The organism is Arthrobacter humicola, from assembly GCF_039531445.1.
Classification (GTDB): Bacteria; Actinomycetota; Actinomycetes; order Actinomycetales; family Micrococcaceae; genus Arthrobacter; species Arthrobacter humicola.
In genome coordinates this window covers 36800-55556 of sequence record NZ_BAAAQB010000026.1, presented here as the reverse complement: position 1 = coordinate 55556, position 18757 = coordinate 36800, and the positions used below count along the sequence as shown (strand labels likewise).

18 protein-coding genes and 1 pseudogene are annotated in these 18757 nt (G+C 66.1%); 9 read left to right on the top strand and 10 right to left on the bottom strand.

What is annotated here, in order from left to right:
• Positions 1–22: 22 nt before the first annotated feature.
• Both ABD243_RS09060 and hisC read right to left on the bottom strand, forming a co-directional pair.
• A complete protein-coding gene (locus ABD243_RS09060; protein ID WP_344364541.1) occupies positions 23–1435 on the bottom strand; it encodes an amino acid permease in 1413 nt (470 codons plus the stop codon).
• A gap of 55 nt (positions 1436–1490) precedes the next feature.
• Entirely contained in the window at positions 1491–2588 is a 1098-nt protein-coding gene (hisC, locus tag ABD243_RS09055; protein WP_344364538.1) for a histidinol-phosphate transaminase, read from the bottom strand.
• 93 nt (positions 2589–2681) lie between these two features.
• On the opposite strand from hisC, the gene ABD243_RS09050 reads away from it, so the two are divergent.
• On the top strand, positions 2682–3185 hold the full coding sequence (locus ABD243_RS09050; RefSeq protein ID WP_344364536.1) for an Lrp/AsnC family transcriptional regulator: 504 nt from the start codon (positions 2682–2684) through the stop codon (positions 3183–3185).
• A 120-nt stretch (positions 3186–3305) separates the two neighbouring features.
• Positions 3306–4984 (top strand): annotated as a pseudogene (locus ABD243_RS09045) (thiamine pyrophosphate-binding protein).
• On the opposite strand, the gene ABD243_RS09040 reads toward ABD243_RS09045, so the two are convergent.
• Positions 4981–6057: a methyltransferase gene (locus ABD243_RS09040; RefSeq protein WP_425547164.1), complete on the bottom strand. Its 1077-nt coding sequence runs from the start codon at positions 6055–6057 to the stop codon at positions 4981–4983. The pseudogene ABD243_RS09045 and the gene ABD243_RS09040 sit on opposite strands and share 4 nt — an antisense overlap.
• A gap of 406 nt (positions 6058–6463) precedes the next feature.
• On the opposite strand from ABD243_RS09040, the gene ABD243_RS09035 reads away from it, so the two are divergent.
• Complete coding sequence (locus ABD243_RS09035; RefSeq protein ID WP_344364531.1) at positions 6464–7357, top strand: potassium channel family protein; 894 nt, start codon at positions 6464–6466, stop codon at positions 7355–7357.
• Between the two features lie 185 nt (positions 7358–7542).
• Here the strand turns inward: ABD243_RS09035 and ABD243_RS09030 are convergent, their stop codons facing one another.
• Entirely contained in the window at positions 7543–7923 is a 381-nt protein-coding gene (locus ABD243_RS09030; RefSeq protein ID WP_344364528.1) for a VOC family protein, read from the bottom strand.
• Positions 7924–8153: 230 nt separating this feature from the next.
• On the opposite strand from ABD243_RS09030, the gene ABD243_RS09025 reads away from it, so the two are divergent.
• Both ABD243_RS09025 and ABD243_RS09020 read left to right on the top strand, forming a co-directional pair.
• On the top strand, positions 8154–8444 hold the full coding sequence (locus ABD243_RS09025) for an SRPBCC family protein (RefSeq protein ID WP_344364526.1): 291 nt from the start codon (positions 8154–8156) through the stop codon (positions 8442–8444).
• A gap of 65 nt (positions 8445–8509) precedes the next feature.
• Entirely contained in the window at positions 8510–9367 is an 858-nt protein-coding gene (locus ABD243_RS09020; protein WP_344364524.1) for a PhzF family phenazine biosynthesis protein, read from the top strand.
• A 259-nt stretch (positions 9368–9626) separates the two neighbouring features.
• Here the strand turns inward: ABD243_RS09020 and ABD243_RS09015 are convergent, their stop codons facing one another.
• Positions 9627–10046 (bottom strand): ester cyclase, encoded by a 420-nt coding sequence (locus ABD243_RS09015; protein ID WP_344364522.1) that lies wholly within the window; start codon positions 10044–10046, stop codon positions 9627–9629.
• A 538-nt stretch (positions 10047–10584) separates the two neighbouring features.
• On the opposite strand from ABD243_RS09015, the gene ABD243_RS09010 reads away from it, so the two are divergent.
• Positions 10585–11169: a histidine phosphatase family protein gene (locus tag ABD243_RS09010; RefSeq protein ID WP_344364519.1), complete on the top strand. Its 585-nt coding sequence runs from the start codon at positions 10585–10587 to the stop codon at positions 11167–11169.
• A 22-nt stretch (positions 11170–11191) separates the two neighbouring features.
• Positions 11192–11935 carry a YoaK family protein gene (locus ABD243_RS09005; protein ID WP_344364517.1) on the top strand — a complete coding sequence of 248 codons (744 nt, stop codon included), beginning with the start codon at positions 11192–11194 and terminating at the stop codon, positions 11933–11935.
• 2 nt (positions 11936–11937) lie between these two features.
• On the opposite strand, the gene ABD243_RS09000 is transcribed toward ABD243_RS09005, so the two are convergent.
• A complete protein-coding gene (locus ABD243_RS09000; protein WP_344364514.1) occupies positions 11938–13311 on the bottom strand; it encodes an NAD-dependent succinate-semialdehyde dehydrogenase in 1374 nt (457 codons plus the stop codon).
• A gap of 152 nt (positions 13312–13463) precedes the next feature.
• Here ABD243_RS09000 and ABD243_RS08995 point away from each other — a divergent pair, with 152 nt between their 5' ends.
• Positions 13464–14225, top strand: a complete 762-nt coding sequence (locus ABD243_RS08995) for a FadR/GntR family transcriptional regulator (RefSeq protein WP_116768112.1) — start codon at positions 13464–13466, stop codon at positions 14223–14225.
• Complete coding sequence (locus ABD243_RS08990; protein WP_344364509.1) at positions 14222–14923, top strand: cache domain-containing protein; 702 nt, start codon at positions 14222–14224, stop codon at positions 14921–14923. Before ABD243_RS08995 ends, ABD243_RS08990 begins: the two co-directional genes overlap by 4 nt.
• Positions 14924–14972: 49 nt before the next feature.
• Here the strand turns inward: ABD243_RS08990 and ABD243_RS08985 are convergent, their stop codons facing one another.
• The 4 genes from ABD243_RS08985 to ABD243_RS08970 are packed head-to-tail and all read right to left on the bottom strand — an operon-like array spanning position 14973 to position 18740.
• Positions 14973–15845: a gamma-glutamyl-gamma-aminobutyrate hydrolase family protein gene (locus tag ABD243_RS08985; RefSeq protein WP_344364507.1), complete on the bottom strand. Its 873-nt coding sequence runs from the start codon at positions 15843–15845 to the stop codon at positions 14973–14975.
• Entirely contained in the window at positions 15845–16609 is a 765-nt protein-coding gene (locus ABD243_RS08980) for a gamma-glutamyl-gamma-aminobutyrate hydrolase family protein (protein ID WP_344364505.1), read from the bottom strand. Before ABD243_RS08980 ends, ABD243_RS08985 begins: the two co-directional genes overlap by 1 nt.
• Complete coding sequence (locus ABD243_RS08975) at positions 16606–17334, bottom strand: ABC transporter substrate-binding protein (RefSeq protein WP_344364503.1); 729 nt, start codon at positions 17332–17334, stop codon at positions 16606–16608. The genes ABD243_RS08980 and ABD243_RS08975 overlap by 4 nt, the downstream gene beginning before the upstream one ends.
• On the bottom strand, positions 17334–18740 hold the full coding sequence (locus ABD243_RS08970; RefSeq protein ID WP_344364500.1) for a glutamine synthetase family protein: 1407 nt from the start codon (positions 18738–18740) through the stop codon (positions 17334–17336). Before ABD243_RS08970 ends, ABD243_RS08975 begins: the two co-directional genes overlap by 1 nt.
• Positions 18741–18757 lie beyond the last annotated feature (17 nt).

The following is an 18757-nucleotide window of genomic DNA, read 5'->3' as shown; positions in this document are numbered from 1 at the left end:
ATGTGGGTTCACAGCACCTGATTCAGTCGACGAGCACCGGCTGCTTGGCACTATCCGCAGATTCCACAACCGGCGAAACCTTGCCCTTCCGGTGGTGCAACCAGTTCGCCACCGCCAGAAGCGCCACGAGTCCGAACGTGCTCAGGAGCTGGGGACGGGAATCCTCGCCGATGAAGCCCACGGTGAAGATCGCTGCGAGGATGACCAAGCCAAAGCACGTGAGCCACGGGAAGCCGGGCATCCGCAGGGGAAGCTCCATCCCCTCGCGGTCGGCGCGGAGGCGCAGCGCGAGCTGGGCGAGGAGCGCGGACGTCCACACCAGCAGGCACGTCGAACCAACGATGTTGAGCAGGACGGGAAGGACCTTCTCGGGAAAGGCCAGCTCCAGCACCACCGTGACAACGCCAAAAGCGACGCTGGCCAGGACTGCGACAACCGGGACACGCGCCTTAGACACCGAGGCAAGCAGACGTGGTGCCTCACCCCGCTCCGCGAGGGAGTACGCCATCCGCGATGCACCGTAGAGGTTGGCGTTGAGGGCGGAGAGCAGTGCTGCCACGGCTACCAGGGTGATGGCGGTGGCCGCGCCGGGCATGCCGGCGGCGTCCAGCACAGCGGCGAACGGGCTCTTCAGCCCCGCCGAACCGACCGGAACCACGGCAGCAATGACAAAGATGGCGCCGATGTAGAAGACCAGGATGCGCCACAGCACCGTGCGGACCGCTTTCTTCACGCTGCGGGCAGGCTCGGCAGTCTCAGCTGCCGCCACGGAAACAATCTCGGTGCCGCCGAATGCGAACGCCACCACGAAGAGTGCCGTGGCAATACCGGCGAAACCGCTGGGAGCGAATCCGGCTCCGGTGAAGTTGGCCAGGCCCGGCGACGGGACGCCCGGCAGCCAGCCGAAGAGCAGAGCAGCTCCCACCAGCAGGAACCCGACGATTGCTGCCACCTTGAGCAGGGCGAACCAGAACTCGAACTCGCCAAAGTTCTTCACACTGGTGAGGTTCACGGCGGTGAGCACCACGATGAACACGAAGGCCGTCAGCCACACCGGAAGGGCCGGGAAGATGGTGGCCAGCAGGCCTGCCGCACCCAGCGCTTCGGCCGCGATGACCACCACGAGCTGCAGCCACCACAGCCAGCCCACCGTGGCACCGGCCACCGGCCCGTAGGCCTTGGCCGTGTAGACGGAGAAGGCGCCGCTGTCCGGATTGGCGGCGGCCATCTCGCCGAGCGCCCACATCACCAGGATGATGAGGGTGCCGGCCACGAGGTAGGAGATCAGCACGGCCGGGCCCGCGGCCTGGATGCCGGCGCCGGAGCCAATAAAGAGGCCCGCGCCGATGGCGCTCCCGAGCCCCATCATGGTGAGCTGGCGGGGTTTGAGTGCGGCGCCCAGTGGGCGGCCAGACGTCATTGTCTGTTGTTCCATGAGGAGTCCTCTGGTTTGTTGGTGGAACGGATGGGGTTTCAGGTCAGTCGGTTTCTCAGGCTGCGTGGGCTTCCAAGACCCGGAGCACGCGATCGTTGGAGGCGGGGCCGGCAACGGTAATCCGCACACCGTCCCCCTGGTATCCCCGGACCATGATGCCCGCGCGGTCAAACGCGTCCACCAGCCTCGCCTGGAGGGAGTCGTCCGTACGGATCCACAGGAAGTTGCCCTGGCTCGCCTGCAGGTTCCAGCCTTGGGCTTCCAGCTGCGCGGCCATTCGGGTGCGCTCCTGCTTGACGGCGGCCACCCGGGCTTCCATCTCGTCTCCGGCGTCCAGCGACGCGATGGCCGCCTTCTGGGCCAGCGCGCTCACGGAGAAGGGAAGGGCGGTCCGGCGCAGTCCCTCAGCGATGTCCGGCGCGGCCACGGCGTATCCCACGCGCAGGCCGGCGAGTCCGTAGGCCTTCGAGAAGGTGCGCAGGATGCAGACGTTGGGGTACTGGCGGTAGAGCGCCAGGGAATCGGGGCCGCTGCCCGCTTCGGCGTATTCCACATAGGCCTCGTCGATCACCACGAGGATGTCCGAGCGGACGGACCGCAGGAAGGCCTCGATGCGGTCGTGGCTGATCGGCACGCCGGTCGGGTTGTTGGGGGTGCAGAGCAGGATGACCTTCGTGCGGGCAGTGACAGCCGCGGCCATGGCATCGAGGTCGTGGCCCTCAGCGCCGTCCAGCGGGATGCGGACCGGCTGGGCGCCTGCCAGCTCCACCAGGATGGGGTAGGCCTCGAAGGAACGCCACGCGAAGATCACTTCATCCCCGGCGTCGCACAGGCCGGTGATGATCTGCTGGAGGACGCCGACGCTGCCGGGTCCCACCGCCACCTCTCCGGCCGTTACGCCGAGGTGGCGGGCAATCCGTTCGCGGAGTTCGACGGCGGCACTGTCAGGGTATCGGTTCATCGTACCGGCCGCTGCGGCCACCGCAGCGGCGGCAGCGGGCAGTGGCTCGTAGTGGCTTTCGTTGCTGGCGAGGGCTGCGATGTCTGTGCCGGCGCTGCGCCGGCCCGGGACGTAGGGCGGAAGTCCGGCCACCGCGCCACGAAGGGTGGGAAGCGCGGTGTCCGGTGCGGTCAGGAGCTGATCACGGGTCATGAGGATCGATCATGATTGTGACCCCTCCCACATTGCAAGATACCCTCAAACCATTGGGACTTCTGCTCAACATCTACTGTCTGTGGTGAAAATATGACCATCCCGAATCCTCGCACCGTGGATTCTCTCGACGGCAGGATCATCCTGGCCCTCGACAAGGATCCCGAAGCAAGCGCCTTGGCACTCTCGCGGACGCTCGGCGTCGCACGGAACACGGTCCACGCCCGGCTGGCACGGCTCGAGCGCAGCGGCGCCCTCCGCTCCTTCAGCCGGAGGCTGGATCCCGCCGCACTTGGCTATGACCTTATGGCCTTCCTCTCACTGTCCATCAGCCAGACGCGAACAGGCGCGGTGGAAAACGGACTCGCCGCGATCCCGGAGGTCATCGAGGTGCACGCCACCACCGGGGATGCGGACCTCATGGCCAAGGTGGTGGCCCGCAGTACGGCAGATCTCTACCGCATCACCAACGAGATCTTGGAAATCGAGGGGATCCAACGGACCAGCACGGCCATTTCCGTACTGGAACTCATTCCGCCCCGCTACGACGGCCTCCTGAACCGGCTCTCCGAGCAGGAATCCCGCCCTTCGGCGTAAATCCAGGTGATGCAGGCCACAAGTGGGCATATTTTCAGTTAATACTCCTACTTACTGCCAAGAATCCCAATTAAATCCGACTGTCTTGCCTATCTGTGAACCAGCCCACAAGATTTCTGCATGACTTCACTTACCGTGTCCGGCCGCGTGGCGCAGGTTCTCAGCAGCTACCTCAGCGATGTCTTCGGCGTCATGGGCAACGAAACGTCTACTTCCTGGACGCCGCGGAAAAGCTGGGCCTCCGCTTCTCCGCCGTCCGCCATGAAGGCGCCGCCATCGCCGCGGCCGACGCCTACTACCGGACGTCAGGACGTCTCGCAGCCGGCACCACCACCTACGGCCCCGGCTACACCAACGCACTCACCGCCCTCGCAGAGGCGGTCCAGGCACAAATCCCCGTCGTGCTGGTCACCGGCGACGCTCCGACCAGTGGCGCCCGGCCCTGGGACGTGGACCAGGCGGCAATCGCCGCAGCACTCGGCGCGGCCACCTTCACCGTCACCCGCGATGCCGCGGGCTCCATCACGCAGCAGGCGGTGGAATATGCGCTCACCAAGCGGACCGCCGTCGTCATTGCCATTCCCTACGACCTCGCGGCCCTCGAGGCTGCGGACGAGGAACTTCCGGCGCCGCTGGCACCGGCGGTGAGTGACGACGTCGACGGCGGCCTTGGGCAGGTAGCCCGCCTGCTCGCCGGGGCGAAGCGGCCGCTGATCCTCGCCGGCCGCGGTGCGCATCTCGCCGGCGCCGCCCCGGAGCTCCGGGAGCTCGCCGACCGTCTGGGCGCCCTGACCGCCGGAACCGCCCTGGCGCTCAACCTCCTCCAGGGCGACGGGTATCTCGGCGTCGCGGGCGGCTTCGGCACGGACACCGCGGCCGGGCTCATGGGTGAGGCCGATGTGGTCCTCGTGGCCGGGGCAAGCCTGAGCCCCTTCACCATGCGGTTCGGGCACCTGCTCGGCCCGGACAGCACCGTCATCCAGATCGACACCGCCCTGCAGCCGACGCACCCCCGGGTGGACACCTTCGTCAGCGCGGACGTGAAGTCTGCTGCGGGACACATCCTGGGGATGCTGGATGGCGCGGCCTCGCCGGACGCCAGCCGCGCAGGAGCGTGGCGCGCAGAAGCCCGCAAACGAGTGGCCGAAGGACCAGCCCACCACCCCGGCTCCGACGAAACCGCGGATGGCCGGCTGGACCCGCGCTCCCTCGCAACCGCTTTGGACGCCGTGCTGCCGGAGCGACGCACGGTGGTCCAGGACGGCGGGCACTTCCTCGGATGGGCACCCATGTACTGGCACATCCCCAGGCCCCAGGACCTGGTCATGGTGGGGACCGCCTACCAGACCATCGGGCTCGGCCTCGCCAGCGCCGTCGGGGCAGCCCGCGCGGTGGAGGACGGCCGCACACTGGTGCTGGCCTCCGGGGACGGCGGTTTCCTGATGGGTCTGTCCGACCTCGAATCGCTGATCGGGGCGGCGGACAGCGCCGTCGTCGTGATCTACAACGATGCCTCCTACGGAGCCGAAATCCACCAGTACGGTTCCCAAGGCCTGACTGAAAAGCCAATGCTGATCCCCGAAGTAGACTTCAGCGGCGTCGCCCGCGCGCTCGGTGCCGAGTCGGCGATCATCCGATCACTCGCAGACCTTGAGGCGCTCCAAGACTGGATCGACGCCGGCGCCAGGGGAACCTTCGTAGCCGACTGCCGGATCACGTCGAGCGTCCGGGCACCGTGGATGAGCGAATGGATGGAGGCCACGCAGGCCGCGAAGGCGGCGGTGGTGGTGGCGGGCTAGCGGAGAACAAGCCGCCACAGCGACGTGACCTCCGCGGCGCGCGCCTCGAACAGAGGATCGTCGCGGTCCGATGCCTTTGGATGCGTTGGCTTGGTGTCCAGCCGTTCCACCACCTTCAGCCCGGCCGCCGTGATGGCGGTCAGCAGATCCTGACGTGTCCGCAGGCCAAGGTGCTCGGCCAGGTCGGAGAGGACAAGCCAGGCCTCACCGCCCGGCTCCAGATGGTCGGAGAGTCCGTTCAGGAAGCGGAAGAGCATCCTGCTCCCGGGGTCGTAGACGGCGTTATCCAGGGTGGAGTGCGGCGTTGCCGGAATCCAGGGCGGGTTGCACACGATCAGGGGTGCCCGCCCGGGCGGGAACATGTCGGTCAGGACGGCCTCAGCACGGTCCTGGACACCGAGGTTCCGGAAATTCTCAGAGGCGCAGGCGATTGCACGCGGTTCATTGTCCGTCGCCACCACGCGGTGGACCCCACGGCGCGCGAGGACGGCAGCGAGCACACCCGTGCCGGTTCCGACGTCGAACGCCAGTGTGTCAGAGGGCAGCTCAGCGGCGGCCAGGAGATCCACATACTCACTCCGGGTGGGGAAGAACGTGCCATAGTGCGGGTGGATGCGGCCTTGGAGGGCATCGACGTACACGCCGTTCCGTCGCCACTCGTGGGCGCCTATGGCCCCGACAAGCTCATGCAGGGACACAATGGAAGGTTCGCCGATATCACCGTACGCTTCAGCGGCGGCCTGCCGGATGTCCGGTGCGCGGCGCAGCGGCACCACCGGGCCTGGATCAAGAGGAATCAGCAGCAGGCCGAGAACCCGTGCACGGTGCGAGCGGGACTGGCGGTGCCGATAGAACTTGTCGGCCGGAGTTGCTGCGATCTCTTTCTTTCCGACGCCTATCCGCCGGTCCAGGGCGTTGAGGATCTGCCGTGCGTTGTGGAAGTCACCGTGCCAGAGCATCGCGATCCCCTGTGACGCCATCCGGTTCGCATCATCGGCCGTGAGGGAGTCGGAGACCACCTCGACGCGCGTCGGCGCCGGTCTGCCGTTCGCCGAACGCCATCGCGCGGTCATGCTGATCCCGGCCTCGGCCCAGGTCACAACAACTGGCTCATCCCCCGCAGCTGCGCGCACGGGATTGGGGACCGGCGTCGGGATTCCCACGGGGACTGGTGTTTCAATGCTGATAGAGGATCCATTCCGAGCATTCGGGTGCCGATCGCAGACTGACGATTGCGGTGGCGATTCGACGACGTCCAAGGCTGCGGCCCAGCTTCCAGACCCCTCATCCGGCTGCGCACCGGGCTTGGTCGATGGCCGCTGGGGCCCTTGAACTACATTCTCAGGATACAGGGGTGCCGCGGCCGCGCTGCGGGACCACACGCTTTAGGTGGTCAACCGTTCAGTTGCCACGGGCTCCCGGCACTTTGATGGTCGCACGCCGGCTGCTCCTCAAAGAGCACCGCCCATAAGATGAGGCATGGACTTCGAGGACATGCTCTGGACGGTTTTGGGGACCGGGCTGGTTCTGCTGATGCTCGTTGACGTCTTTCGTACACTCCTTTATCCGCATGGTTCCGGTCCTCTGGGCCGGGCGATCATGCGCGGGTTCTGGCTTGTATCGAGAAAACTGCGGGGCCGGGGCTCCTTCATAGCAGCCCCCTTGGCGATGGCCGCTGTCATTGGAGCCTGGGCAGGCTTGGCGGCGATCGGCTGGGCTCTGCTATACCTGCCCCATCTGACGGACGGTTTTGTTTACGGAGCCGGGGTTCCACTGCGGGCCGACTTTGCCGAAGCCCTCTACATCTCCATGGTCACTCTTTCCACCGTGGGGTTTGGCGATATCGTGGCAACGGATCCGGTGCTCAGGCTGGTTGTCGCCCTCCAGGCCGTCACCGGTTTCGGCTTGCTGACAGCAACGGTCACTTGGATCCTGCAGACGTTCCCGGCCCTGAACCGCCGCCGGGCCCTTGCCCACCAGCTGACTCTTTTCAGGGAGGCTGCCGGTCCGGCCGGTGTATTGGACATGGAGCCCAGTCACGCTACCGGATTGCTGGAGGCAATTGCCGGAAACGTGGCCACGGTGACCATAGACCTGCTTGCCTTCCATGAAACGTACTACTTCCGTGAAATTGAGCAGCGCGGCTCCTTGCCCGCCACGGTGGCCTACGCCCACGAGCTGGCATCCCAGGCCCAGCGCAGCGAGAGCTCTGAACTGCAGTTCGCTGGACGGATGCTCCACGCGGCGCTCGACGGACTCGCGGAGGTCCTTCGCGGCAAATTCGGCCATTCCGGAGCCACATCTTCCGATGTGTTCGACAGCTACGAACTCCACCACCGGCACCTCCGGGGTGGGAAACCGGACACGACCTAGGGTGTGCGGGTAGCCACTGTTGCGAACCCTGCTGTTCTGAACGCGCTCGTTGCCCTGTCCAGTTGCCCTGTCCAGCGGCGACGTCAGGCCCGAGACCGGCTCCCGCCCTCAAGGCGCGGTCCGGTTCCCTCCGGCTCCATTGCCGGCGGTAGAGATGGAGTCGCTGATCGGTGTCAGACTCCGGCCTACGAGCGCTGGGCGATGTTGATGATGTTCCCCTCGCTGTCCAGGAACCAGGCTGCCTTTCCCCAGGAAGCGGTGGCAATGCCGTTCTCCGTCTTCAGACCGGGAAAATTGTAGTCTTCAAAGACGACGCCGCGGCCTCGCAGTTCCTCCATCTCGCGCTCGAGATTGTCCGTCTCCCAGCCCATCTGGGTGTTCTTGGCGGTCCCGGCATTGTCTGTCTGGTAAAGGAGGAAGCGGGTTCCTTGGCCGCAGCTGTACATCACGCTGCCCTCCTCCATGGATTCGGAGGGTTCGATTCCCAGCTTCTCCCGGTAAAACTCCTTAGCCCTGTTGATGTCCTTCGCGGGTAGGACAGCCATGATGTTTGAATCCTTGAGCATGATGATTCCCTTCAGTGCGTTGATGATCGCAGCGACGGCGTTGCTCCCCCCGGTTTTGGTCCCCGGAATCCTTGTCCGGGGCCCGTGACCGTCCCTTGCGCAAAGCCGGGGCAGCCACCTGGGACTCTTCAACGCAGCGACACCCATCGTCAGCGTGAGGGATCCCCGAAGTTATGTGGCCATTATGGACCGATTTGGGTCTGCGGAAATAGGGCCGCCTGGTATCCGGCTTGCGCGCAGCGCCGCCCGACGGCGAGACCTTCCACCTCGCCGGCAAGTTCCTGGAAATCGATCCGCCGTGGCGCCTTGTCTACACCTTCACGTGGGAGGAGCCCACACCCGATGACCGTGAAACCGTCGTCGATCTCTCGCCCGGGGAGGCAGAGAATGCCTCGCGCCCGGTGCTCTCGCAGGGACCGTTCCTGACGGACGAACGGCTTGAGCTGCACCGCAGAGGCTGGACTGATTCGTTTGAGAAGCTGCGCATAGTTACAGACGCCGACGCCGACGCCGACACCTAGCAAAGTACGGCCAGCAAGGCGCATGGCGCTCTCCGCCACCTGGACCGCTGTGCGACGATGTCCGAATGGAACAGACCACGGAAGTCCTGCGCTATGCCGCCTTCACCACCACCCCCGACGGCGGAAATCCGGCGGGAGTAGTCCTGGACGCAACCCGGCTCGATGACACCCGAATGCAGGCCATCGCGGCCGACGTCGGGTATGCCGAAACGGTCTTTCTTACGGAGGTGGCGGTTGAGGGGGACTCCCGCCGAAACCGTGTGCGGTACTTCTCCCCGATTGCGGAGGTGCCGTTCTGCGGCCATGCCACGATTGCCTTGGCCGTAGCGCTGTCAGGGCGTGATGGTGCCGGGACCTTTGTTTTCGAGACCCCTGTGGGGCCGGTCGCGATCGAGACTGCAGGCCAGGGCTCAGCGGTGACGGCAAGCTTCACGAGCGTGGAGCCTCGAGTGGCCGAGTTCCCCGACGGTGTCCTGACCACCCTGCTCGGGTTGCTCGGCGTGGGCCGGGATGAGCTGCACCAGGCGTACCCTCCGATGATCGCCTTTGCCGGGAACTGGCACCCCATTCTCGTCTTCGCGGAACGCAAGGCCTTTGACTCCTTCGTTTTCGACCCGGCTTCCATGCGCACGCTGATGGATGCCCAGAACTGGGCCGGCACCGTCACGACCCTCTACGAGATGGGGCCGGGCGAGTTCGACTCGCGCAACCTCTTCCCGGTGGGCACCATCACCGAAGATCCGGCGACCGGTTCGGCCGCCGCTGCCTTCGGCGCATACCTCCGCCTGCTTTCATTCGTGGCGCCGCCCGCCCGCGTGGTGGTGCACCAGGGCAGCCATGTCGGCCGCCCGAGCGTGCTCACCGTCGACATTCCCCCGACCGGCGGGATTATCGTGAGCGGTGAAGCCGTCGAGATCAGTTGAATCGTACGAGCCGGTCGTGGGTCGAGCTCCTCAGGACTCCGGCCGGCCGACGACTGGCTTCCCTCAGAGCCGCCGCCGCTGAACCTGGCAGCGGCGGGCGTGACGTCCGTCCTGTGGGCTACAGGCTAGCGGCGCCGCCGTCGAACAGAGCCGCCGTCGAACGACGTCGACGTCGAAAGGCTGTCCGCGTTTCCCTGTAGGGAACGTGGACAGCCACTTTTTCTTTGCGGGGCGTCGGCCCTGTTGTTCGTCGCCTAGTTCAGCCAACGGCCACGGCGCCAATCTGCTGCATGAGGCTCAGGTTGTCCGTGGTGCCCCAATGCTCGGCCACCTTGCCTCCCTCGACACGGATGATGTCAGTGCAGTCGAACTCGACACTCTTTCCCGTTGCGGGGATGCCGGCCAGGTCGCCACGATGCGTACCCGCGAGAACCACGTGGCACGCTTCCATGTTTCCGGCCGTCACCGAGGGCTCGATCTCCTTGACCTTGATATCCGGGAAGGCCGACCGCATCGTGTTCACAAAGAATTTGACGCCATCTTTTCCGGACGGCTGCCCGGGGAGGGCCATTTCGTGATCCACGTAGCTATCCGCGGCCAGCTCATCAATGAGGGCGAGGTTACCGCTCTCGATGACGTCCTTGTAAAACCGCTCAATCAATCCAACACCTTCAGACATTTCCGACTCCTTGTTGGCGAGAGACCGAAATTGGATTCCCCCGGCGTCGTGCCTCGGCCGGACGCGCAGACCCACACGCCGTCGGGTCGCCCGGTCAGGCCGTCGTTTCCGGCCGTTCCCGGGGCGCTGCCGGGTGCCACAGTTTGCTGTGGTCCCCAACTTCCCCGAGCCGGCACAGGAGGGTCTCTCCTTTCCTGGCTTCGCGGCCAGGGTCAGCAGCCCGCTTAGACCGCCGAGTAATACTGTGAAAAAAACCAGTGAGAAACGGGCGAAGTGCCTCGTTAAGGCCGAAGGTATTCCGGGATCTTAGGCGTGTCAAGATGCCGCGATGTCTCCCTCATAGGTGTTCGCCGTGGTTCCTGGCAGCCAGGCTAGATCCCCGCCGTCGTGCTTGAGTGCGGAGAAGCCGAACGGCTCGCCATCACCTACTCACAGGCCCGGAAAATACTCGAAGGCGGCACGTGTCCCGGCCCGCTGCAGCCGGCGTCGTGACACCCCGGTTTCCCGGGCCGATCCCCGCTCAGGGCAGAATGGACGCATGACCCTTACGACTTTTGCGCTCATCCGTCATGGCCAGACCGACTGGAATGCGCAGCGCCGGCTGCAGGGATCCACCGACATTCCGCTGAACGACGTCGGCCGCGGCCAGGCAAGGGACGCCGTCGCCACGCTGTCCGCTTACGAGTGGGACGCGGTCGTGTCCTCGCCGCTAAGCCGGGCCGCGGAAACCGCCGACCTGATCGCCGCAGGGCTCGGACTCAGCGTGGCGAAGCGCGTCCCGGAGCTCACCGAGCGTCACTTCGGACCCGCCGAAGGCCTGCAGGGCGGCCCCGAGCTGGAGGCCCTGCGCACGCCCGACGGTTTCCGCGGCGCCGAAAGCGACGACGACGCAGCCACCCGCGGGCTGGGTGCGCTGGAAGCCCTGGCCGAGGAGTTCCGCGGCCGCCGCGTCCTGGTGGTCGCCCACGGCACACTCATCCGCTTGAGCCTCGGCCGCGCGATCAGCCGCACGCTGCAGAGCATCGACAACGCCGCGCTGAACCTGGTCCACCACCACCCCGTCGACGGCTGGCAGCTCGAATACCTCAACGGCGAGCCGCTGACCGCGGCCGCCATCAGCTGACCGGCCCGGAAAGAGTGAACCCATGATTGGACGATTGAAGTCCGCCGAACCGGCCCGGCTGCACCTGTTCCTCATGCTCGTGCTGACGTTCTCCACCGGGGTCATCGACGCCGTCGGCTATCTGGGCCTGGACCGGGTCTTCACCGGCAACATGACCGGCAACGTCGTCATCCTGGGCATGGCCCTGCTCGGCGCCGACAACCTGCCCGTCGTCGGACCCTCTATTGCCTTGGCCTGTTTCATGCTTGGCGCCGTGATCGCCGGCCGTGCCCTTCGACCCGAAGCCGCCGGCTGGAGCCGGCGGACCACGGCCCTGCTGACCGCCGTCGGCCTCACGATGGCGGCCGTCGCCGTCGTCCTGCTCTTCCACGCCCCGCACGCCGGCGACCCCGTCACTCTGGCAATCACCGGTGCGCTGGCGGTCGCTATGGGGATCCAGGCGGCCACGGCCCGGCACCTGAGCGTCAAGGATGTCACCACCGTAGTGGTGACCTCGACGCTGACCGGGCTGGCCGCCGATTCCCGCCTCGGCGGCGGCAAGGGCGCCCACGCAGGCCGCCGGTTTGGCGCCGTCGTGCTCATCCTGGCCGGTGCCGCCGTCGGAGCGGCCCTGCTGCACGTGCATCCGGGCTTCGGCGTGCTGCTCACCGCACTTCTCACCACGGGTGTGGCCCTCGCCGGCGGCATCGCCCGGAAGCGGGCACAGGATGGCGGTCCCGCGCCCGCCGGGTCTGCCGCGTCCCTCGAGGAAGAAGCGGTCCTCTAACGTTATGCAGGCGTGCGGATCAGCTTCTTGTTGACGAATTCTTCCATTCCCGAGCGCGCCAGTTCGCGCCCCACGCCCGATCGTTTGACCCCGCCGAACGGCAGGTCCTCCTGGGAGTCAGCAGTGCTGTTGATGAAGACCATGCCCGTGTCCAGCCGGTCAGCCACGGACTTGGCCCTGGCGATGTCCGCGCTGAATACCGAGCCGCCCAGGCCGTATGGCGAGCTGTTGGCCAGCTCGATGGCCTCGTCGGCGTCCTTCACCTTGTAGATGACCGCCACGGGCCCGAACAGTTCCTCGTGGTAGGCGCGCATCTGCGGAACGACGTCGGTCAGCACGGTGGGCTCCATGAATGAGCCGGCGCCCTCAACAAGGCTTCCGCCGGTACGCAGGGTGGCGCCCTTCTGGACCGCATCCTGAACCTGCTCGATCAGTTCAGAGGCGGCCTGCCGCGAGGCAATCGGGCCGAATTTGGTGGCCGAATCCAATGGATCTCCATGTTTAATGGCGGCCATCCGGTCCGTGAATTTCTCCACGAAGGCGTCGTAGATGTCCTCGACCACCATGAAGCGCTTGGATGCGGTACAGGCCTGCCCGGCATTGCTCATGCGACCGCCCACAGCGGCCTTGACCGTCGCATCCAGGTCTTCGCCGTCGAGGACAATGAACGGATCGGAACCTCCGAGTTCCAGGACATACTTCTTCAGGTGACGGCCCGCTACCTCCGCAACGGCGGAGCCGGCCCGCTCGGAGCCCGTCAGGGAGACGCCCTGCACGCGGGGGTCTGCGATGATTTCCGCGACTTGCTCGTTGGTGGCGAAGACGTTGACATAGGCGCCGGCCGGCAGGCCGGCGTCGTCGAAGATCTGCCGGATGGCAAGCGCCGACTGCGGACAGTTCCGGGCATGCTTCAGCACGATCGTATTGCCCAGCATCAGGTTCGGAGCGGCAAAGCGCGCCACCTGGTAGTAGGGGTAGTTCCACGGCATGATCCCCAGGAGCACGCCCACGGGCGCCGAACGGACAATGGCTTCGCCGCCTCCGCGGACGGTGAGCTGCTGATCCTCCATGAATCCAGGGCCTTCATTGGCGTAGTAGTCAAAGATGTCGGCCACGAGCCCCACCTCGCCGGCACCCTGCGACACGGGTTTCCCCATCTCGACGCTGATGATCCGGGCAAGCTCCTGCGCCCGCTCCCGGTACAACGACGCCACATTGCGCAGAAGGCGGCTGCGTTCGGCCAAATCGAGCTGCCGCCAGGAGAGGTATGCCGACTGGGCAGAGTCCAGGGCCTGGGAGATTTCTTCCGCGGTGGCGGCGGGGAATTCGGCCACGACTTCGCCAGTGGCCGGGTTGATTGTGCGGTAGTAGGTCATAGAAGCAAAGTACGGGAAAGCCGCTAAATAATCTAGTATTGAAGGATTATTTTTTGTTAGGATGTTGTCAGTTTCGGGCGGAGCGCAACCCGCTCCGTCCGGGACCGCTAACATGAAGGAACCCGTCGACCAACCAGTGGAGCGCAGACACCTTGGAAACGCCCACGTCCTTCCAACTGCAGATCTACAGATCACTGCCGGAAGTCGAACGCGCAGACGCCATAGTCAACCGGATTACCAAAGCCATCGCCTTGGGAATGCTCAAGGTCGGCGAGCGCCTGCCCACTGAGGCCGCCCTCTCCGAGATGTTCGGCGTCGCAGGCGCCACCCTCCGGGAAGCGTTGGCCGACTTGCGGGAACAGGGCATTGTCGAGACCCGCCGGGGCAGGAGCGGCGGAACGTTCATCGTCAAACAGCCCTCGACGCCGGACGGCGCGATGCGCGCTTGGTTCCTGGCGACGTCGATCGCGGAAATCCGCGACATCGGCGACGAACATTCCGCCATCGCCGCGGCCGCAGCGCGGCTGGCTTGCGAACGGGCAGAGGCCCATGACATCGAGCGGCTCCAGGACCTGGCGAGGGGCACGGCACTTGCCCCCTCTCCTGAAGTCTGCGCCCGGGCGGACAGCCGCTTCCATATCGAAGTGGCCGTCACGGCTCAATCTCCCCGCCTCACCAATGCGGAGATCCGGCTGCAGGCCGAAACCGGCCACCTCCTGTGGGCACCGCTGGCGACGAAATTCGATCCGGAACGTGCCGCGGCCGAGCACCTCGCCCTGGTTCGAGCCATCGCGGAGGACCGGTCGAGCGAAGCACAGCAACTCGCCCTGGACCACATTCGACGCAATGTCCACCATCTGATCGATACCAAATTGACCCTCGGCTACGCCGAAGAAAAGCAGGAGGGCAAATGACACCCCAACCGGTCGAGGCCGCCGACGCCCTTTCACGCTGGATGAACACCGTGGCATCCGACGTCGCCGCCTTCACAGGCGACGTCACCGAGCTGCTCGCCCGGAACCTTGGCGGCCGGGACAAGGTGGACCAGGACTCGCTGCTGGGTTTGGAACAGCTCTCCAGGGAGTTCCTCGCGGGGCACCCGTTTGCCGTCGGCGCAGGGGCAATTTTCTCTTCCGCGGTCATTGAAAAACAGCAGGGTGTTCTTGAATGGTGGTCCCGGACCAAGCCTGGCGTCGTAGAGAAGCTGGAGTTTGACCTCGCGCCCGGCGGCGAGCGCTTTTACGACTACGAAAAGCTCCCGTTCTTCACGACGGCGGCCGCGACGGGGCACCAGACGATCTGGGGCCCGTATTTGGACTACCTCGGCGCCGACGACTACATCCTGACGCACACCAACCCGTTCTTCGTGGGGGGTCGCTTCATGGGTGTGGCAGGTTGCGACATCAAGGTCCAGGAGCTGGAGACGGCGTTCATGCCGATTCTCCGCTCCATCCCCGGCGATGCTGCCGTCGTGAATGCCAGCGGCCGCGTGATTGTCGGCAACTCCGGCAAGTATCTGGTGGGTGAACGCGTCAAGCTGGACTCGGCCGGCGAGCTCCGCCTTGGCCTCAACGTGCCGCACTTGGGCCTGTCCCTGCTCTGCCAGAAATAAAAAAGTGCGTCCGGAGCGGCTGCTGGCTGCTCCGGACGCACCGGTTTTATCAGGAAACGCTGAAAGAGGTCACCAGCCCCTCCGCGGCGTCCAGCCCTTCCGTGCCGTCAACCCCCAGCCGGCGGCGCTGAACGGTCTGGGCCACGAACTCGGTAAAGAGCGCCCGCCGGTCCACAGCCGAAGCAGCCGGGTCTTCCGGGTGCCACTGCACCCCAACAACCCACGTCCGGCCGGGATGCTCGGTTCCCTCCACCACGCCGTCGTGGGCGAGCGCGGCGACCCTGAGCACTGGGGCCACTTCGCCCACGGCCTGATGGTGGCCGGAACGGACAACCAGCCTGTCCCTGCCAAAGATCGCGGCAACCTTGGAGGCCGGCTGGAGCGTGACCTCCTCGTCCAGGAAGAGGGGTTGCCCGGGACCGCCCTTGTGAAGCTCCGAAGGAACCAGATCCGGGATGAGTGTCCCGCCGCAGGCAACGTTGAGCAGCTGGGAGCCGCGGCAGATGGCCAGCAGGGGCTGATCGGCAGCCAGTGTCTGGTGGATGAGGGCAAGGCAATAGTGGTCTGCCCGGCTGTCCACCCCGTAGGAGTTGGGCACCGGCCCCTCGTGCCCGTAGAGCGTTGCGTCGACATCCCCGCCGCCGAGAAACAGCACGGCATCCGCGTTCGCGACGATCTCCGGCGGCGGAAGCTGAGCAGCGGCGCTGTCCACCAGCACCGCGCGGGCTCCGACGTCGAGCAGTTCCTGAAAAGCACCCCTCGTGAAGTCCTCCATCAACCGCTGGCTTTCAGCCCCCATCCCGGGAAACGTCAGCGAGACGACGACGGCCACCTCCGGCGCGTCGTCGGGAAGGGCGTCAAAACCGGGCGGCACCACCGCTGCGGGATCGACCCGCAGCTGTTCACGTTCCTCGGCGCCCATCAGAGAACGGCTCCCGCGCTGGCTGGTTCGGGTTGGTGGATCGCCGCTCCAAGCTGGCGCCGTCCGGCGCACCGCTGTTCGGCCTGGCTCACCAGCCACTCAAACAGGAGTTGGTCGCTAAGCCGGGCACCGGCGTCGTCCTCCGGATGCCACTGCACCGCCAGCGCCGCAGATCCCGGTACTTCCAGGGCCTCCACCACGCCGTCAGCCGCGCTGGCTGTCACGCGGAGCCCGCTGCCGAGCCGGCCAACGGCCTGGTGATGATAGGACGAGACGACGATGCTCCGCTCCCCCGTCACCTGATGCAACAGGGAGTTCTCGGCAACGGCGACGTCGTGGAGCTCCCCGCGGTGTCCGACCGGGCTGCCCTCAAGGTGTTGGACCAGGCTGCCTCCCAGCGTGACATTGAGTAGCTGCATGCCACGGCAGATGGCCAGCAGGGGAACCCCGGAGTCCAGGCATGCGCTGATGACGCCGGCCTCGAACTCGTCCTGGCCGGCGTAGTCCGCGGGCGCATGGTTGGCATCCGGTTCCTGGCCGTACCGTGCCGGATCGATGTCCGATCCTCCGGGAACGAGCACCGCGTCGAAGCGGCCCAGCAGGTCCCGTGTGTCCTGGGAGCTGCCCGGGAAGATGATGGCCGGTTCTCCCCCGGCACGGTCGATCGCTTCCAGCACGGCGACGGCGACGGCGGCGCCCGCGAAGCGCAGCCCGTGGACGGAGTCGGACCACATCCCCGGGACACCGATGAGGGGCCGGCTCATGCGGGCACCTGCCGGCTCTCGGTACCCTCAGCAGCGGGCGCGAGTGGGAAGTCCAGGTGCGGCATCCACTTCGTCCAGATCTCCTCCAGCCGGCCGTCGGCGATCACGTCGCGGAGCGCACGGTTGAACTCGTCCAGCAGCCCGGGGTTCGAATAGGCGACGCCGATGCCCCAGCGGTTGCGGGTGGCGACGGTAAAGGCGACGTCGTACTCCGGTTCGTCCCCCAACGGGACGGTGACGACGTCGTCATCCACCATGGCGTCCACGTCGCCGTTCCGCAGCGCTGCGAGCATGTCGCCGAAGACGTCCTCGCCGGTGAAGGCGACGGGAACGGTATCCGGGAGCGTCACGGCGAGTTTCATGTTGGCGCTGCCTTCGATCGCGGCCACGCGGTAGCCGGCCAGGTCCTCCGGAGCACGCGCGGGATCGCCTTTGCGGACCAGCACGGTCTCATCGAAGATGGCGTACGGATCGGTGAAGGCCACCACGACTTTCCGTTCCGGAATGATGCCCTGGCCGCACCAGACGGCATCGACCAGTCCATCGCGCACGGCCGGCAGCATGTCGTCCCAGGCCAGGAACGTCCACTCAACCTCGTGGCCCATGGCAGACACCACCAGCTCCGCGGCCTCCGGCTCGTAGCCGCGCCGGCGCCCGGCGTCGTCCTTCAGGTCAAACAGCGGCAGTGCCTTCGAATCGATGCAGGCAAGTTTCAGGAGGCTCATTACGGGATCGTCTCCCAGTACATCTCGCGGTCCCATTCGGTGATGGCGCCGCAGTAGCGGGCCCACTCCTCCTGCTTGAGCTGGGTGTAGATGCCCACGAGGTCGGCCGGCAGCTGGCCGGTCAGGTAAGTGTCCCGGGCGAAGGCGTCGACGGCGTCGCCCAGCGTCAGCGGAAGCTGTCCCTGGCTGGAGGCTCCGGTCTCATCCGGCAGACCGGGGTTGATCTTGCGGTTCAGTCCGTCCTCCATGGCCGCGATGATCAGCGTGTGGGACAGGTAGGGGTTGACCGCGGCGTCGGGAACGCGGTATTCCATCCGGCCGTTCGCGGAGATGCGGACCAGGCAGGCGCGGCTGTCGAGGCCCCAGTTGGCGAGGCTCGGGGCGAACTGTCCGGCGTCCCAGAAGCGCTTGTAGGAGTTGACGGTGGAGGCCATCACGGCCATGGAGCCGGGTGCGTGTTCGAGCAGGCCCCCGATGGCGTGTTTTGCGGTCTCGGTGACGTGCAGCTCCACTCGTCCCTGGTCTTCGATGACGTTGGTGTCGCCGGCCCACAGGCTGAGGTTGTGGTGGCAGCCGTTGCCCATCTGGCCGTTGTAGGGCTTGGGCATGAAGCTGGCGGTGACGCCGAATTCCCTCGCCACCTGCTTGCAGATCTGACGGTAGGTCACCAGGCGGTCGGCGGTGTTTTCCACGCGGTCGTACATCCAGTTCAGCTCGAGCTGGCCGTCGTCCTCGTAGTCCCCCTCGATCATGTCCAGCCCCATGGCCTTGCCGTAGCTGACCAGCTGCTTGTAGATGGGCCGCATACGCTCGAGATTTTCAACCTGGTAGGCCGGGCTGGAACCGGGCTTCTTGACGACTTCCATGCCCGGGCCCTCCCAGGTCATCTCCGGCTCAGTGCCGGAGCGGACCTCAAACCCGGTGCGGGACGTGAAGGCCTGGTGGGCGCGGATGAGCAGCGCACGGCTGTCGATGGCGAGGGGCCGGCCTCCGACTTCCGGCAGGTGCGGCGGCTCATAGGCGGTGCAGAAGATCCGCGCCACCTTGGTGTCCCACGGCAGCACCACAAAGGTGTCCGGTTCCGGAAGCGCCCAGAACTCGTGGGCCTCGACGCCGCCGCCGATCAGTGCGCCGTACCGGTCCGTCTGCAGGTCGGAAAGGGCTGTCCGGTGGAAACAGATACCCTTCTCGAGGTTCCGGCGGAAGTGGTTTGCGGGGACCATTTTGGCCACCATCCGTGAGCCGAGGGTCGGCAGCGCGTAGTAGATGTACTCGACGCCGGCCGCCTCGATCTTGCGGCCGAGCTCCCGCACGGTTTCGGCCCGCAGGTTCCGTTCCTGGTGTTGGGCGAATGCGCCGCGGTCTTGAAGAAGATCGTGAACAGTAGTCAATGCTTCCAAAGTCATGTGGATCGAGCTCTTTT

Excerpts from the sequence above, each read along its gene's own strand:
- ABD243_RS09060 (WP_344364541.1), bottom strand. The coding sequence starts at position 1,435 with ATGGAACAACAGACAATGACGTCTGGCCGCCCACTGGGCGCCGCACTC.
- ABD243_RS09040 (WP_425547164.1), bottom strand. The coding sequence starts at position 6,057 with ATGACCGCGCGATGGCGTTCGGCGAACGGCAGACCGGCGCCGACGCGC.
- ABD243_RS08985 (WP_344364507.1), bottom strand. The coding sequence starts at position 15,845 with ATGGGCGCCGAGGAACGTGAACAGCTGCGGGTCGATCCCGCAGCGGTG.
- ABD243_RS09015 (WP_344364522.1), bottom strand. The coding sequence starts at position 10,046 with ATGTCTGAAGGTGTTGGATTGATTGAGCGGTTTTACAAGGACGTCATC.
- ABD243_RS08970 (WP_344364500.1), bottom strand. The coding sequence starts at position 18,740 with ATGACTTTGGAAGCATTGACTACTGTTCACGATCTTCTTCAAGACCGC.
- ABD243_RS08980 (WP_344364505.1), bottom strand. The coding sequence starts at position 16,609 with ATGAGCCGGCCCCTCATCGGTGTCCCGGGGATGTGGTCCGACTCCGTC.
- ABD243_RS09020 (WP_344364524.1), top strand. The coding sequence starts at position 8,510 with ATGGAACAGACCACGGAAGTCCTGCGCTATGCCGCCTTCACCACCACC.
- ABD243_RS09030 (WP_344364528.1), bottom strand. The coding sequence starts at position 7,923 with ATGCTCAAGGATTCAAACATCATGGCTGTCCTACCCGCGAAGGACATC.
- ABD243_RS09050 (WP_344364536.1), top strand. The coding sequence starts at position 2,682 with ATGACCATCCCGAATCCTCGCACCGTGGATTCTCTCGACGGCAGGATC.
- ABD243_RS08975 (WP_344364503.1), bottom strand. The coding sequence starts at position 17,334 with ATGAGCCTCCTGAAACTTGCCTGCATCGATTCGAAGGCACTGCCGCTG.
- ABD243_RS09005 (WP_344364517.1), top strand. The coding sequence starts at position 11,192 with ATGATTGGACGATTGAAGTCCGCCGAACCGGCCCGGCTGCACCTGTTC.
- ABD243_RS08990 (WP_344364509.1), top strand. The coding sequence starts at position 14,222 with ATGACACCCCAACCGGTCGAGGCCGCCGACGCCCTTTCACGCTGGATG.
- ABD243_RS09000 (WP_344364514.1), bottom strand. The coding sequence starts at position 13,311 with ATGACCTACTACCGCACAATCAACCCGGCCACTGGCGAAGTCGTGGCC.
- ABD243_RS09035 (WP_344364531.1), top strand. The coding sequence starts at position 6,464 with ATGGACTTCGAGGACATGCTCTGGACGGTTTTGGGGACCGGGCTGGTT.
- hisC (WP_344364538.1), bottom strand. The coding sequence starts at position 2,588 with ATGACCCGTGATCAGCTCCTGACCGCACCGGACACCGCGCTTCCCACC.
- ABD243_RS09010 (WP_344364519.1), top strand. The coding sequence starts at position 10,585 with ATGACCCTTACGACTTTTGCGCTCATCCGTCATGGCCAGACCGACTGG.